14 protein-coding genes and 1 CRISPR repeat array are annotated in these 13,824 nt (G+C 65.1%); of the genes, 8 read left to right on the top strand and 6 right to left on the bottom strand.

From position 1 onward, the window contains the following. Positions 1 to 127 precede the first annotated feature (127 nt). A complete protein-coding gene (rimO, locus tag QM741_RS17315) occupies positions 128 to 1,516 on the top strand; it encodes a 30S ribosomal protein S12 methylthiotransferase RimO (protein WP_415208876.1) in 1,389 nt (462 codons plus the stop codon). A 96-nt stretch (positions 1,517 to 1,612) separates the two neighbouring features. Continuing rightward, positions 1,613 to 2,473, top strand: coding sequence for a DUF3025 domain-containing protein (locus tag QM741_RS17310; RefSeq protein WP_415208875.1), 861 nt, complete (start codon positions 1,613 to 1,615; stop codon positions 2,471 to 2,473). Here QM741_RS17310 and greB read toward each other — a convergent pair. The 4 genes from greB to QM741_RS17290 all read right to left on the bottom strand — a co-directional run bounded on the left by greB (position 2,401) and on the right by QM741_RS17290 (position 5,417). Next, on the bottom strand, positions 2,401 to 2,961 hold the full coding sequence (greB, locus tag QM741_RS17305; RefSeq protein ID WP_415208874.1) for a transcription elongation factor GreB: 561 nt from the start codon (positions 2,959 to 2,961) through the stop codon (positions 2,401 to 2,403). The two genes, QM741_RS17310 and greB, sit on opposite strands and share 73 nt — an antisense overlap. 217 nt (positions 2,962 to 3,178) lie before the next feature. Then, positions 3,179 to 3,644: direct repeats of the CRISPR family, unit length 36 nt; unit sequence GCTTCAATGAGGCCGAGGCTTTCGCCTCGGATCAAC. 236 nt (positions 3,645 to 3,880) lie between these two features. Further along, on the bottom strand, positions 3,881 to 4,171 hold the full coding sequence (gene cas2, locus QM741_RS17300) for a CRISPR-associated endonuclease Cas2 (protein ID WP_415208873.1): 291 nt from the start codon (positions 4,169 to 4,171) through the stop codon (positions 3,881 to 3,883). Positions 4,172 to 4,198: 27 nt separating this feature from the next. Then, the gene (cas1, locus tag QM741_RS17295) at positions 4,199 to 5,020 is read right to left on the bottom strand and encodes a CRISPR-associated endonuclease Cas1 (protein ID WP_415208872.1); all 822 of its coding nucleotides are present in this window, start codon (positions 5,018 to 5,020) and stop codon (positions 4,199 to 4,201) included. Between the two features lie 250 nt (positions 5,021 to 5,270). Then, positions 5,271 to 5,417 (bottom strand): hypothetical protein, encoded by a 147-nt coding sequence (locus tag QM741_RS17290; RefSeq protein ID WP_415208871.1) that lies wholly within the window; start codon positions 5,415 to 5,417, stop codon positions 5,271 to 5,273. Here QM741_RS17290 and QM741_RS17285 point away from each other — a divergent pair. Further along, the gene (locus QM741_RS17285; RefSeq protein WP_415208870.1) at positions 5,391 to 5,654 is read left to right on the top strand and encodes a type II toxin-antitoxin system YhaV family toxin; all 264 of its coding nucleotides are present in this window, start codon (positions 5,391 to 5,393) and stop codon (positions 5,652 to 5,654) included. The genes QM741_RS17290 and QM741_RS17285 overlap by 27 nt on opposite strands. A 214-nt stretch (positions 5,655 to 5,868) precedes the next feature. Here QM741_RS17285 and QM741_RS17280 read toward each other — a convergent pair whose 3' ends face one another. Continuing rightward, positions 5,869 to 7,569 (bottom strand): hypothetical protein, encoded by a 1,701-nt coding sequence (locus QM741_RS17280; RefSeq protein WP_415208869.1) that lies wholly within the window; start codon positions 7,567 to 7,569, stop codon positions 5,869 to 5,871. Between the two features lie 286 nt (positions 7,570 to 7,855). Between QM741_RS17280 and ffh the strand changes: the two genes are divergently transcribed. Then, complete coding sequence (gene ffh, locus QM741_RS17275) at positions 7,856 to 9,241, top strand: signal recognition particle protein (RefSeq protein WP_415208868.1); 1,386 nt, start codon at positions 7,856 to 7,858, stop codon at positions 9,239 to 9,241. A 70-nt stretch (positions 9,242 to 9,311) separates the two neighbouring features. Here the strand turns inward: ffh and QM741_RS17270 are convergent, their stop codons facing one another. Beyond that, entirely contained in the window at positions 9,312 to 9,704 is a 393-nt protein-coding gene (locus QM741_RS17270) for a DUF4440 domain-containing protein (protein ID WP_415208867.1), read from the bottom strand. Positions 9,705 to 9,908: 204 nt separating this feature from the next. Between QM741_RS17270 and QM741_RS17265 the strand changes: the two genes are divergently transcribed. The 4 genes from QM741_RS17265 to hisC are packed head-to-tail and all read left to right on the top strand — an operon-like array spanning position 9,909 to position 13,744. Beyond that, entirely contained in the window at positions 9,909 to 10,265 is a 357-nt protein-coding gene (locus tag QM741_RS17265) for a YerC/YecD family TrpR-related protein (protein WP_415208866.1), read from the top strand. Between the two features lie 58 nt (positions 10,266 to 10,323). Then, positions 10,324 to 11,232: an ATP phosphoribosyltransferase gene (hisG, locus tag QM741_RS17260; RefSeq protein ID WP_415208865.1), complete on the top strand. Its 909-nt coding sequence runs from the start codon at positions 10,324 to 10,326 to the stop codon at positions 11,230 to 11,232. An 8-nt stretch (positions 11,233 to 11,240) separates the two neighbouring features. Beyond that, positions 11,241 to 12,578, top strand: a complete 1,338-nt coding sequence (hisD, locus tag QM741_RS17255; protein ID WP_415208864.1) for a histidinol dehydrogenase — start codon at positions 11,241 to 11,243, stop codon at positions 12,576 to 12,578. Positions 12,579 to 12,586: 8 nt separating this feature from the next. Continuing rightward, a complete protein-coding gene (gene hisC / locus QM741_RS17250; protein ID WP_415209154.1) occupies positions 12,587 to 13,744 on the top strand; it encodes a histidinol-phosphate transaminase in 1,158 nt (385 codons plus the stop codon). Positions 13,745 to 13,824 lie beyond the last annotated feature (80 nt).

Genomic DNA, 13,824 nt, shown 5'->3' with positions numbered 1-13,824 from the left:
AGGCATTTCGGGGATGTTGAACGAAACCTTGCGCCCGACCCGGCTGCGAGCCGCCCGGCGAATCGAGGTCGGCCCGGTGCCGACCCCATAAAGTATAATTCCGAAGCTTCGGAATGTGATCAAGTTCATGTCTTTGAACACGCGGAAAATCGGCTTCGTCAGCCTTGGCTGCCCCAAGGCGCTGGTCGATTCCGAACGCATCCTCACCCAGTTGCGCGCGGAGGGCTACGAGATCGTGCCGAGCTACGACGCGGCCGACGTGGTCGTCGTCAACACCTGCGGCTTCATCGACGCGGCCGTGCAGGAATCGCTGGACGCGATCGGCGAGGCCCTCGAGGAGAACGGCAAGGTCATCGTCACCGGCTGCCTCGGCAAGCGCGCCGAAGTGATCCGCGAGGCGCACCCCGACGTGCTCGCGATCGGCGGACCGCAGGACTACGCGAGCGTGATGAACGCGGTGCACGCGCAGTTGCCGCCGAAGCGCGATCCGCATGTCGACCTGATTCCTTCCGCGCGCGGCAGCCGGTCGCGCGCCGCGCGCCGCGTCTCGCCGGCCTCGCGTCCCGAGGCGGATATCGGCGTGAAGCTCACGCCGAGGCACTACGCCTATCTGAAGATTTCCGAGGGCTGCAACCACCGCTGCACGTTCTGCATCATTCCGTCGATGCGCGGCGACCTCATCTCGCGCCCGGTCGACGAGGTGCTCGTCGAGGCCGAGAGGCTCGTGAGGAGCGGCGTGCGCGAACTGCTCGTGATCTCGCAGGACACCAGCGCCTACGGCGTGGACCTCAAATACGCCGAGCGCGAATGGAAAAATGGAAGAGTGCGCACGCGCATGACCGAGCTGTGCGCCGCGCTCGGGAGCCTGGGCGCATGGGTGCGCCTGCACTACGTCTATCCGTATCCGCACGTGGACGAGGTGATCGGGCTGATGGCGGAAGGCAAGATCCTGCCGTACCTCGACATCCCGTTCCAACACTCGAGCCCGCGCATCCTCAAGCTGATGAAGCGTCCCGCGGCGAGCGCGAAAACCCTCGACCGCGTGCTCGCATGGCGCCGCGCGTGTCCGGAAATCGCCTTGCGCAGCACCTTCATCGTCGGCTTTCCCGGCGAGACCGAGGCCGAATTCGAGGAACTGCTCGACTTCCTCGATGCCGCGCAACTCGATCGCGTCGGCGCGTTCGCCTATTCGCCTGTGGACGGCGCCCGCGCCAACGAACTGCCCGGCGCGGTACCCGAGGAAGTCAAAGAGGAACGCCTCGAACGCTTCATGGCGAAACAGGCGCGGATCAGCGCCGCGCGTCTGCAACGCAAGATCGGCACGACGGTGCAAGCGCTCGTCGACCACGTCGATTCCGATGGCGCCGTCGCGCGCACCGCGGCCGACGCGCCCGAGATCGACGGGCTGCTGCACGTCGTTGACGGGCAGAAGCTCAAGCCGGGGCAGTTCGTCGAAGTGCGGGTCGAGCGTGCCGACGAGCATGATTTGACGGGTCGTATCGCCGGGAACCGATAGCTCGTCATCCCGGCGCAAGCGGGCATCCAGTGCCTTCGAATGAAAGGCGAAGGAACCCGGATTCCGGCTTGCGCCGGAATGACGGAAAGAAGGCATATGCGTTTCGTCGCTCCACTTCGCGAATCCCTCGATCCGACCGTTTTTCGTCGGCCGCCGCTCGACGCATGGAGCGAATTTTCCGATCTTCTGCAGGCGCCCGCATGGCCGACGATCGAGCAGATCGGAGCCCTTCGTGAAAGAGTGGAAAATGCAGCAAAAGCCATAATGCCGCAGTTCGTCGAACAGACGCCCGGCTTGCTGCGCGACGGCCTGCACTACGAGAAGCGCATCGTCGAGTGCGGCCAGATCGCAACGCGTACCGGCAACTGGCACGACCTGTTCAATGCGCTGGTCTGGCTGCGCCATCCGGCGATCAAGTCCGCGCTCAATGCGCGCCAGATCGCGGAAATCGCCGTCGTCGGCGCGAAGCGGCGTACGCGCGCGCAGTGCGCGCTCACTCATTTCGACGAAGCCGGCGTGATCGTTCGGATCGAAGATCCTGCCTTGCTCGCGCTGTGGGACACGCACGACTGGCATGGCCTGTTTTGGCGCGAACGCGCTGCGTGGAGCGATGGGCGCATCCGCCTCGACCTGTTCGGCCACGCACTGCTCGAACACGCGCTGCGCCCCGGGCAATTGCTCGTCGGCAAGGCGCTCGCGATTGCGCCGTGCGCGGACTTGCCGGCGCGCCTCGCGCGCGCGATCCGCGCCGGCGACGCGCTCAACGATCCGCAGGAACTGCGCCCGCTGCCGTTGTCCGACATTCCCGGCTGGCACGAGGGCAACGCCGAAGAAACGTTCTATGCGACGGCGCCGTGCTTCCGCGCGCGCCGCGCGGGGCGCAGCTATCCGCTGCCGTTCGGCGCAGGCGAGTCGCGCAATGCGCCGGCATGCGCCGGGTCGTCTGGTCCGTCGTAACTGATCCCGATCACGATAAAGCGCTTGCTGCCCGAAGGCAGCGGCGCTTCGAATTCGTCATCGATGCGCTTCTTCAGCGCCGCGCGCGCGAGCGGCGAATCGATGCTGATCCAGCCTTTTTGCGCGTCGGTTTCGTCGGGGCCGACGATGCGCAGGCGCTGCGCGCGGCCTTCCTCGTCCTCGATCGCGAACCAGGCGCCGAAGAAGATCGCGCCGCGATCCGTGGGCTTGGCCGCGGCGACCTTGAGTTCCGGCAGGCGCTTGGTCAGATAGCGCACGCGCCGATCGATCTCGCCGAGCTGCTTCTTGCGGTAGGTGTATTCGGCGTTCTCCGAGCGGTCGCCCTCGGCCGCCGCCGCAGCGAGCGCCTTGACGACCTCGGGCCGGCGCACGCGCCAGAGTTCGTCGAGTTCGACCTTGAGCCGCGCCTGGCCTTCCGCAGTGATGATCGCGGTCGACGCGGCCTGCGCGGGACGCCAGCGGCTCATGGGGCCATTGAAAGAACGGACGGAAAAATCGACACGCCGTTCTTATGGCAGAACGCCAGCAGAGGCAGTTCTGGACGAGTACGGCCGACAAGGGGCTGATGAGGTTCCATATCAAAACCTTCCATGACAAAGGTGAGAAAATATTAGCGCCTTTCAGACCGGCAAGTTGCATCGAGTTGTCGCCGGTGAGCGTGAAACCTGCAGGAGGGACGTTTTTGTTTCAATGAGGCCGAGGCGTGCGTCTCGGATCAACGCCGCGTCCTATTTCAGACGGCGAGGATGGAGCTATGCTTCAATGAGGCCGAGGCTTTCGCCTCGGATCAACCGACTTGGCGACGCTATTGAGCGCGAAGTCAATCGGCTTCAATGAGGCCGAGGCTTTCGCCTCGGATCAACGCCGCGTCCTATTTCAGACGGCGAGGATGGAGCTATGCTTCAATGAGGCCGAGGCTTTCGCCTCGGATCAACAGCAATCCGGCCTATTCGCCTGTTTTGAGCAAGCCGCTTCAATGAGGCCGAGGCTTTCGCCTCGGATCAACCCCTCGCCTCGTCCGAGGATCGCCGGCGGGGAATGGCTTCAATGAGGCCGAGGCTTTCGCCTCGGATCAACCGATTCCTGGAATTCGGCACGTCCAAGATGCAGCCGAGCTTCAATGAGGCCGAGGCTTTCGCCTCGGATCAACAGCCCACATGCAAGTGTTTGTCAGGGCTGCTGAAAATGTCCATCGTTGCGAGGGCTGCGGAAATGAGTGACAACTGCAAGCCCGCAGCTCTCGCAGAATGGCCAAAGGGAAGCGTAATTGACTGATTTTCAAAGATCAACCCGTTGCGAGCGGTTGCCGCATTTCGCGGCATTGCCGAAGCTCTCGCAGGGGCGAGGCGAACGATGGCACAAATGAAGCGGGTACAATTCACGGGATCAGACGATGATGGGCTCGCGGGAAACGGGCTTGAATTTCTCGCCGAGACTGACGACGCGCGGCTTTACCTTGTCTGCGGGGCCGAGATCGATCACGAGTAGTGCATCGTCGCGCCGATTGATCGCGTTGTCGAGCAACTGGACCATTTCCGCATGCCGGCGCTTGCTCAGCCGGCATTGGAAAACGGACAACTGCAGCCATTCGCCGAAGCCTTTCATCAGTTTGAAGACCTGTCGCCAGCGTTTGTCGTCACTGATGTCGTAAGTGACCAGGTACAGATGTTCGTCCATCGGAATCTCGCCGTCTGAGAATGCGTGTCAGCGCGTAGTGAAATTGGGGTAGTCGTCGAGTTCACCGAGCAGAAAACGCCCAAGCAGCCGAGCCTGCAATTCGAGCAGACGTCGATAGCTGACGCGGTATCCGAAAAGCGGGTGAGCGATTTCCTGGCCGAGCCGCCGCTCGAACGCAGCAATGAAACGCTTGCGGCCGTCGGGCGCCATGTTGACGCTGCCAGCGACGCTGACGAAATCGCTGGGATGGATCTCGCCGTTGTTGATGACCTGGATGACGGTGGAATCGGCGAGCAATGGGCGGAATGGTTCCATCAAGTCGAGCGCGAGCGCCGGCCTGCCATAGCGCGGTTGATGGTAGAAGCCGCGGAATGGATCGAAGCCGACGGCTTGCAGGGTCACGCTGAAGGTTCGCGTAAGCAAGGTGTAGCCGAACGACAGCATGGCATTGACCGGATCGGTCGGCGGCCGGCGGTTGCGTTGCGCAAAATCGAAGCTAAGCAGCGGTTCGTCTTCGGCCGAAATGGATTTCAGCAGCCCGCGGAAATGGGCGAAGTAGATTGCTGCGGCATTGCCTTCGATGCCGAGCAGCATTTCGAGATTTTCGGCGGATTCGGATTGTTTCTGGATGCGCTTGAGATCGGCAAGCGCGCGTTCCGGCTTGTCGTCGGATTTCCAATTTCGCCGCAGTTGGGTGTCGGCCGAGTCGGCCCATTCGCCCTGCACCCATTCGAGATAGGCGAGGCGAGGGCAGTACACGTGCTCGTTGAGCATGCGCGCCGGAATCAGCGGCTGATCGCCGCCGAGTTCCGGAAAAGGCAGTTCCAGTTCCCCTTGTTTCGCTTCCATCAAAGTCTCCCTCTTTGAAGGTGCGGTCCATAGCCTAATTGCTAACCCAAGGATTGATCAAGGTCAATCCGCAGTGCAAGAAATCATCGATGTTGCGTGGCGCGAGACTGGCGCCGCGGGAGCGCGCGATGGCCGCGATCTGTGCGTCGAACTGGCGGATGGGCCGACCGCGCTGGCGACGATCCGATGCGATTTCGGCGAATACGCGCGCGGCCGCATCGTCGAAGGGAAGCAGACGGCTGGCAAAGCCCTAGTCGAACAAGCCATCAATGGAAGCGCCCAGCTTGTTCCGCTTGCGCCCAACGGGCAGAAGAGCGAGGCCGTGCAAGATTTCAGCTTGCGTGACCGTGGTCACGAACAAGCTGCTGACGTGTTGCCGGGCAACCCAGCGCTCCACCAGTTTGTTCGGCGCGGGCCGGATCAACTCCGACAGCACGTTGGTATCGAGAACGATCACGGTTTGAAGCGAGGCGGCTCGCGCACCAAGCGCGCTTACGAAAGCAACGACGACGCTTACCGGGTCTTCCGCAAGATGCTGGACAGCGGTCATCCGCCAAATGATTGGAATCGACTGCTTGCCGAGGCCCGCACCGAAGTTGAGCGCTTGCAGCGGTTTGCGGGAGCGGTTTTTTAGAACTTGTTCGTAAATTACGGTTCGCGCTGAGCGTAGCGCCGAAGGCGCGAAGTCGAAGTGCCGCAGAGCCTGATGACTACTGTGTTTCGACGTGGCGAAGCAGAGCTTCGCTACGCTCCACACGAACGGTTTTGCTATTTGCGGACAAGCTTTTAGCCGTCCACTCGGCCCGTCGCCGACGGTGCTGCGCAGATCGAAATCCTTTCGCGCGGGATCAGCCGGATACCGTGCCGAGACCCAATTGTTCGCGCAGCATCGGCAGGATTGCACGATACACCGGTTGTCCCGCGGCCGATCGCTCCAGCTGACACAGCAACGCCTCGACCTGTTCGCGGCCATCGGATTCTTGCACGGCTTGTCGCGGAGTGAGTCCGCCCAGCGCGGGCAGCGCCTCGTCGAGCCAGGCTGTGCAGTGTTGTTGCAGGTACTGGTCGGCCATAGCTTGCATGTCCGCATCCATGGCCGGGCGCCGCTGCGATGGGGATTCCTGCGCCAGCAGCTGCTCGACGGATTTCGTTTCGTCGTGCCGAAAACGGGCGTGCCCGCCCAGCCGCTCGGCGACGATGGCGCGCAGGGCCTCGGCGCGCTCGCGCGAATTGACTTCCGCGGTGAGGTGGCCTTCATCGATGAAGAGATGGCCCAGGATGGTGTTGTCCCATTCCGGATGCAGCGTGTTGCCGAGCTTGCTCCACGCGATTTCGACGCGGCGCAAGTTGCCGTTTTCGTCGTGCGAGGCTTGTGAGAGCAGATCCGATTCGTCGTTGACGATGTCGAGATCCTTGAGCGCATCGAAGGCGAACTGCGGCGAGTCGATGGCGAAAACCAGCGTGTGGTATTCCAAGTCCTCGCCGTCGGTGGTCCGCATCATCGGAGGCTGGGGATACAGTATGGCCCCCGCCAGCTTCAGATAGAGTTCGCGCAGTTCGATGTCGTATTCGAAGCGGATATCGTCGTGGTACTCCGAAGATTGCATGCGCTTGCGTTGTTGGATGACGGCGACCTTGTCCTGTGGCGGCAATACGACCGGACTCGTCGCCTCCAGCAGCGTGACGCCGAGCGCCGAGGCGATCTGTCCGTACACGAGATCGCCCGCGCGCAGCGCGCGTGAGGCATTGCGCTCCAGCACATGATGCGTCTGCCCGGTCAGCATATCGCGCAGCCACAGGCTGTGGCCGGGCTCGCTGCGCTCGACGTCGAAGAAGCTCGGCATGTGCTCCCCGCATGAAGCAAGGTACTCGCGCACCGCGGGATCGAGCCGTGGGCCTTTGCGTTGCAGATACGCCTGCGTGGGCGTGACCCCGATCAACGCCGGGTCCCCGAACTGTGTGTCGTCGGGACTCGGCGTCCAGTGATGGAAGAACCACGGCATGAACACGGGCATGTGCGGCGTGTCAGGATCGAATTCCTCCTCGCCGTCTTCCCACAGCATGAATTCGTGCCAGGCCTCGTCCAGCGCGAGCGGGCCGTAAACGGCTTCGGTGAAATTGAGCATGCGCGTGGGCATGCCTTCCAACTCGCGCCGCAGTCCGGTGGACGGGCATACGTAGAGGTCTTGATGGACCCAATCGCCGTCCAGCGCTCGCAAACCCATCCAGCGATGCTGGAAATGCAGCCTGCCGTCGATGACGATGACCTCGGTGATGACGTAGTCGTCGAGGTGCTGGTGGATGTGCTGCTGCACGGTATTGCGCCGGTCGATGCCCTTGCAGATTTCCGCATGAACCTTGTCCCACGGGCGGCCTACCTGTTTGCACAGGAAGCGGGCGAGTGGGGCAAGATTCTCGTTCAGCGTCTTGCGGTCGGTGTGGCGCCGCCGCAGGCTCTCGCGGCTCCGGCTGTTTTCGTCGACGGGTTCACGGCGCTCGCGATTGCCGTGTGCCGGAACGCGTGGGCGTTCGACGATGAGCTTGAACATGTCCGGCCGCATGGCTGATCTCCGTCGAGGATTCGCGCTGTAGCCACGTGTCGGCAAGACAGCCGCACAGCATAGCCGAATGACCGAGGCACTGCGCCTTTTTCCCGTTCTCTTTTTCACTGCGGCTGTCGATTTCCACGGTGTCGCTGCGCGCGTAGTCGAGACCGTACTGGTAGGTTCGTCGCAGGCCAGCCGGCGCAGCAGGGACTCGTCGATGCGCATCGCACGACGATAACATGCGCACTGAAGGTATAATTCCATCTTTCCCGAGTGTGCAATTCCCATCATGTTCGAATCCCTCAGCCAACGCCTTTCCACCACCATCGAACGCCTGCGCGGTCGCGCGCGCCTGACCGAGGCCAACATCCGCGAATCGCTGCGCGAGGTGCGCATTGCGCTGCTCGAGGCCGACGTGGCGCTGCCGGTGGTGCAGGCGCTGATCCAGCGCATCCAGGTGCGCGCGGTGGGGCAGGAGGTGTTGAAGTCGCTGTCGCCGGGGCAGACGCTGGTCAAGGTCGTGCGCGACGAGTTGACCGCGGTGATGGGTTCTGTCAACACCGACCTGAACCTCGCCGCGGCGCCGCCGGCGATCGTGCTGATGGCCGGCCTGCAGGGCGCGGGCAAGACGACGACGGTGGCGAAGCTCGCCAGGTTTCTCAAGGAGCGCAAGAAGAAAAAGGTGATGGTCGTCAGCGCCGACGTCTACCGTCCGGCGGCGATCGAGCAGTTGCGTACGCTGGCCGAGCAGGTCGGCGTGCTGTTCCATCCGAGCACGGGCGATCAGGATCCGGTCGCGATCGCGCAGGGCGCGCTCGATGCGGCGAAGAAGAATTTCGCCGACGTGCTGATCGTCGACACCGCGGGCCGTCTTGCGATCGATGCGCAGATGATGGACGAGATCAAGCGCCTGCATGCCGCGCTCGATCCGGTCGAGACGCTGTTCGTGGTCGACGCGATGACCGGGCAGGACGCGGCGAACACGGCCAAGGCGTTCGCCGAGGCGCTGCCGCTGACCGGCGTGGTGCTGACCAAGACCGACGGCGATGCGCGCGGCGGCGCGGCGCTGTCCGTGCGCTACGTCACCGGGCGGCCGATCAAGTTCATCGGCGTGAGCGAGAAGCCCGACGGCCTCGACGCGTTCCATCCGGACCGCATCGCGCAGCGCATCCTCGGCATGGGCGACGTGCTCTCGCTGGTCGAGCAGGTCGAGCAGAACGTCGACAAGGAGAAGGCGCAGAAGCTTGCCGAAAAGGTGATGAAGGGCAAGCGCTTCGACATGAACGACATGCGCGACCAGTTGCAGCAGATGGTGTCGATGGGCGGCCTCGCCTCATTGATGGACAAGCTGCCGGGCGTCGGCAACCTACCAGATGCGGTGAAATCGAAGGTCAACGACAAGGAAATCCACCGCATGATCGCCATCGTCAATTCGATGACGAAGAAGGAGCGCCGCCATCCCGATCTGCTCAACGGCTCGCGTCGCGCGCGCGTGGCGCGCGGTTCCGGCACGCAGCCGGCCGACGTCAACCGTCTGCTCAAGCAGTACATGCAGATGGAGAAGATGATGTCGAGGATGGGCTCGGGCGGCATGAAGGGCCTGATGCGGCAGATGGGCGCGGCGATGAAGGGCATCGGCGGCGGCGGAATGCCGCCCGGCGGCTTGATGCGCTGATCGACGGCTTTGCCGCTTCAGCTCGTCATTCCAGCTTGCGCTGGAATGACGAGCCCGGGTCGGCTCGGGCTCAGCCCTCCGCTACCACCGTGCCCTGGTGGAACGCGATCTTCCAGCCCGTGGCGGTGCGCCGCCAGATCGAGGCGCGGCGCGTGATGCGGTCTTCCTGCTTGAGCGTATAGGTCGCGAGGTAGTTGTCCGGGGCGATTTCGGCGCAGTGGAAATCGCGCACTTCCCAATGCTCGGCCGGCGGATTGCGCCCACGTTCCTCGAGCACGTCGAGCACGTATTCGCGCGAATAGCGCCGGCCCGAGGCGCCGATTTCCCAGAACGACGAATCCATCATGGCGTCGAAATCGGCGCGCGTCGTGCCGAATTCCGGATGGTGGAACACGGGTTCGCGCCGCCGCAGTTCTTCGAGGATCGGGCGCAGTTCGGACCGGGTGGCGAGCGTGGGTTCCATGCAGGCGGGCAGATTGTCGGTTTGGCCGTGGCGCAGGACCGGATCGTTGGGGATACGGGCGCGGACGTCAAGTCCAGGTTCGAGCACGGACCTTGCAACCGGATACCCGCAGCGGCTTGCGGGGCGGCCGCTGCGGCATTTCCGATTCATGTAATAATGCATTAATACGTTGATTCAAGCCTTCCGGTCTGGTAGCATGGCCGCATGAAACGCAAACAGATCGATGCGGAAACCACGAAGGAGTCGGCCGAGGAAAACCTCTGCCACGCGCTGCTCGCGATGCGCGGCGTCGGCGAGATGCGCTCGTTCCTGCGCGACCTGTGCACGCCGTCCGAGCTCGAGGCGCTGGTCGACCGCTGGCGCGTCGTGCCGTACCTGCTCGAAGGCATGGCCTACCGCGAGATCCACGACCGCACCGGCGTCAGCGTGACGACGATCGGGCGCGTGGCGCGCTTCCTCGCGCAGGGCAGCGGCGGCTATCGCGCCGCGGTCGAGCATCGCGCGGTGCCCTCGCTGCGCAAGCGCGGCCGGTCCGCCGCGGCGGCGAAGAAATCGGTTTGAGCGGGACGGGCGGGCACGGAGGCCCGCCCCTCTTTTCCGAGATCGGAATCCAGACGAAATGACCACGACGAAAACCCGCGATCGCCTGCGCGTCGCGATCCAGAAATCCGGGCGCATGGCCGACGTGTCGCAAGACCTGCTCGCGCGCTGCGGCCTCAAGTTCCGCCAGAGCCGCGACAAGCTGTTCTGCTTCGGCGAGAGCATGCCGATCGACCTGCTGCTCGTGCGCGACGACGACATTCCCGGCTTGATCGCGCAGGGCGTCGCCGACCTCGGCATCGTCGGGCGCAACGTGCTCGCCGAGCAGGCGTTGGCCGCGCACGCGAACGGCGAGGCCGCGCCCGGCGTGGAACTGCGTCCGCTCAACACGAGCCGCTGTCGCCTGTCGATCGCGGTGCCGCAGGAAATGGAATACGAAAATCCGCAGCAGTTGCAGGGCCTGCGCATCGCGACGTCGTATCCGGCGCTGCTCGGCGATTGGCTCGCGCGAAACGGCGTCGCGGCGAAGGTCGTGTTCCTCGCCGGCTCGGTCGAGATCGCGCCGCGCCTCGGCACGGCGGACCTGATCTGCGATCTCGTTTCCAGCGGTGCGACGCTGGCCGCGAACCAGCTCAAGGAAGCGGTCGTGCTGCTCGACAGCGAAGCCGTCATCGCCGGTCCCGAAGAGGTGCCGCTCGACGAGCGCGGCGAACTGCGCGAACTGCTGCTGCGCCGCATCGACGGCGTGATCCAGGTGCGCGAATCCAAGCTCGTGATGCTGCACGCGGCGCGCAGCGCGATCGAGGCGATCCGCGGCATCCTGCCGAACGCGCAGACGCCGACGCTGCTGCCGATCGAAGGCAGCCCCGACCGCGTCGCGCTGCAGGCCGTCTGCTACGGCGCGATCACATGGACGCACCTCGAAGACATGAAACGCGCCGGCGCGAGCCAGTTGCTCGTGCTGCCGGTCGAAAAGATTCTGGCATGAGCGTCCGAATGAAACCGCAGTCATCGCAGGATCCGCAGTTGCAGGTTCTCGAATGGGCGGTGCTCGACGAGCGGGAGCGCCGCGTCGCGTTGCTGCGCCCGGTGCAGGAGCGCGGCGAAGAATTGGGCGCGGCGGTCGCGCGCATCCTCGACCAGGTGCGCGCCGACGGCGACGCCAGTCTGCGTGCGCTGACGCGGCGCTACGACGGTTGCGAACTCGATTCGTTGGCGGTGGGAGACGCGGAATTCGCCGAAGCGGAAGCATGCCTCGATCCGGCGTTGACGCGGGCGATCGGCGAGGCGAAGGCGCGCATCGAGGCGTTCCATCGCGCGGCCGCGCCGCAGCCCGTGTCGGTCGAGACCGCGCCGGGCGTGGTCTGCGAACGCGTGACGCGCCCGATCGCGCGCGTCGGCCTGTACGTGCCCGCGGGCAGCGCGCCGCTGCCGTCGACCGCGCTGATGCTCGGCGTGCCGGCCGCGATCGCCGGCTGTCCGCAGGTCGTGCTGTGCACGCCTGCCGGCAAGGACGGGCGCGCCGACGCGGCCGTGCTCCACGTCGCCGCCTTGTGCGGCATTCGCCGCGTGTTCAAGCTCGGCGGTGCGCAGGCGATCGCGGCGATGGCGTTCGGCACCGAATCGGTGCCGGCCTGCGACAAGCTGTTCGGGCCGGGCAATGCGTATGTCACCGAAGCCAAGCGCCAGGTGTCGGCATTGCCCGAAGGGCCGGCGATCGATATGCCGGCCGGGCCGTCCGAAGTGCTCGTCATCGCCGACGCGTCGGCGAATCCCGAATTCATCGCCGCCGACCTGCTCTCGCAGGCCGAGCACGGTCCGGATTCGCAGGTGCTGCTGCTGTCCGACGAGCGCGCCGTGCTCGCAGCGACGCGCACCGCGCTCGAGCGCCAGCTCGCGGCATTGCCGCGCGCGGACATCGCGCGCGTCGCGTTGTCGAAAAGCCGGCTGATCCTCGTCGGATCACTGGCCGAGGCGATCGCGATCAGCAACGTCTACGCGCCCGAGCACCTGATCCTCAACGTGCGCGAGCCGCGTATCCTTTTGCAAAAAGTGGAAAATGCGGGTTCGGTCTTTCTCGGCGCGTGGTCGCCCGAGGCGGTCGGCGACTACTGCAGCGGCACCAACCACGTGCTGCCGACCTACGGCTACGCGCGCGCGTGGAGCGGCGTGTCGGTCGCGAGCTTCGTCAAGCAGATCACCGTGCAGGAACTGTCCGCCGACGGCCTGCGCGCGATCGGCCCGTCGGCGGCGACGCTGGCGCGCGCGGAACGCCTCGACGCGCACGGGCGCGCGGTGACGTTGCGGCTGGATGCGCTGGAGAAAAGCCCGTGAGCGCGACGTTGAAAATTCTCGAACGGGCGCGCCCTGACATCCTCGCCATGCAGCCGTACTCGTCGGCGCGCATGGAGGCCGGGCAGGCGACGATCATGCTCAACGCGAACGAGTCGCCGTGGGCTCCGCCAGGGACGGCATCGGATGCCGATGGCGCGCGCAGCGCGACGACACCGACTCCTCCTCCCCGGCGAAGCGGGGGAGGATACGAGGTGGGGGCGCACGGCTCAGATGGCTTGAATCGCTATCCCGATCCGCAGCCAGCGGCATTGTGCGCGCGGCTCGCGGAACTGTACGGCGTCGACCACGGTCAGGTGCTCGTCGGCCGCGGCAGCGACGAGGCGATCGACCTGCTCGTGCGTGCGTTCTGCCACGAAGGCTGCGACACGATCGTGATTTCGCCGCCGACCTTCGGCATGTACGCGGTCGCCGCGCGCACGCAGGGCGCGGCGGTGATCGAAGCGCCGCTCGGTGCGGACTTCAGCGTCGACGCCGACGCCGTGCTGGCGAAAGTCACCGATTCGACCAAACTCGTCTTCGTCTGCACGCCGAACAATCCGACCGGCGCGCTGGTGCCGCTCGCGACGATCGAGCGCCTGGCGGTCGCGTTGCGCGACCGCGCGCTCGTCGTGGTCGACGAGGCCTATCTCGAGTTCGCCGGCGACGCGCCGAGCGCGACGACGCTGCTCGGCAAATACGAAAACGTCGCCGTGCTGCGCACGCTGTCGAAGGCGTATGCGCTGGCCGGCGCGCGCATCGGCACGTTGATCGCGCATGCGGACGTCGTCGCGTTGCTGCGCCGCATCCAGGCGCCGTATCCGGTTCCGGCGCTTTGCGCCGAGGCCGCGCTCGCCGCGCTGTCGCCGCAGGGCATTGCGCAGACGCGCGAACGCATCGCGATCCTGATGGCCGAGCGCGAGCGGCTTTCGCGCGCGCTGCCGGCGGCGGCTGGCGTGCTCGCGGTCCATCCCTCGTCGGCGAATTTCCTTTGCGTGCGTTTCGCCGATGCACAGAAGGTCTACCGCGCGCTGCTCGCGCGCGGCATCGTCGTGCGCGACGTCGGTCGTTATCCGGGCCTCGCCGATTGCCTGCGCATCACGATCGGCGCGCCGCAGGAAAACGCGGCCGTGCTCGGCGCGCTCGGTTTGCGGGAGGCCGTCGCATGAGAGCGAATACCGACGCCAACATGGCCCTCCCCCTCGCGCTTGCGCGGGGGAGAGGGTTGGGTGAGGGGGCGCTTTTCGAT

It is taken from the genome of Rudaea sp. (assembly GCF_047601565.1).
Classification (GTDB): Bacteria; Pseudomonadota; Gammaproteobacteria; order Xanthomonadales; family Rhodanobacteraceae; genus Rudaea.
Note: the sequence above shows the minus strand (reverse complement) of the source record. Positions and strands in the feature narration are given on the sequence as shown.

Coding starts and splice junctions, on each gene's coding strand:
- cas1 (WP_415208872.1), bottom strand. CDS start 5,020: ATGGAAGCGAAACAAGGGGAACTGGAACTGCCTTTTCCGGAACTCGGC.
- QM741_RS17280 (WP_415208869.1), bottom strand. CDS start 7,569: ATGTTCAAGCTCATCGTCGAACGCCCACGCGTTCCGGCACACGGCAAT.
- ffh (WP_415208868.1), top strand. CDS start 7,856: ATGTTCGAATCCCTCAGCCAACGCCTTTCCACCACCATCGAACGCCTG.
- cas2 (WP_415208873.1), bottom strand. CDS start 4,171: ATGGACGAACATCTGTACCTGGTCACTTACGACATCAGTGACGACAAA.
- QM741_RS17270 (WP_415208867.1), bottom strand. CDS start 9,704: ATGGAACCCACGCTCGCCACCCGGTCCGAACTGCGCCCGATCCTCGAA.
- greB (WP_415208874.1), bottom strand. CDS start 2,961: ATGAGCCGCTGGCGTCCCGCGCAGGCCGCGTCGACCGCGATCATCACT.
- hisD (WP_415208864.1), top strand. CDS start 11,241: ATGAAACCGCAGTCATCGCAGGATCCGCAGTTGCAGGTTCTCGAATGG.
- QM741_RS17265 (WP_415208866.1), top strand. CDS start 9,909: ATGAAACGCAAACAGATCGATGCGGAAACCACGAAGGAGTCGGCCGAG.
- rimO (WP_415208876.1), top strand. CDS start 128: ATGTCTTTGAACACGCGGAAAATCGGCTTCGTCAGCCTTGGCTGCCCC.
- QM741_RS17310 (WP_415208875.1), top strand. CDS start 1,613: ATGCGTTTCGTCGCTCCACTTCGCGAATCCCTCGATCCGACCGTTTTT.
- hisG (WP_415208865.1), top strand. CDS start 10,324: ATGACCACGACGAAAACCCGCGATCGCCTGCGCGTCGCGATCCAGAAA.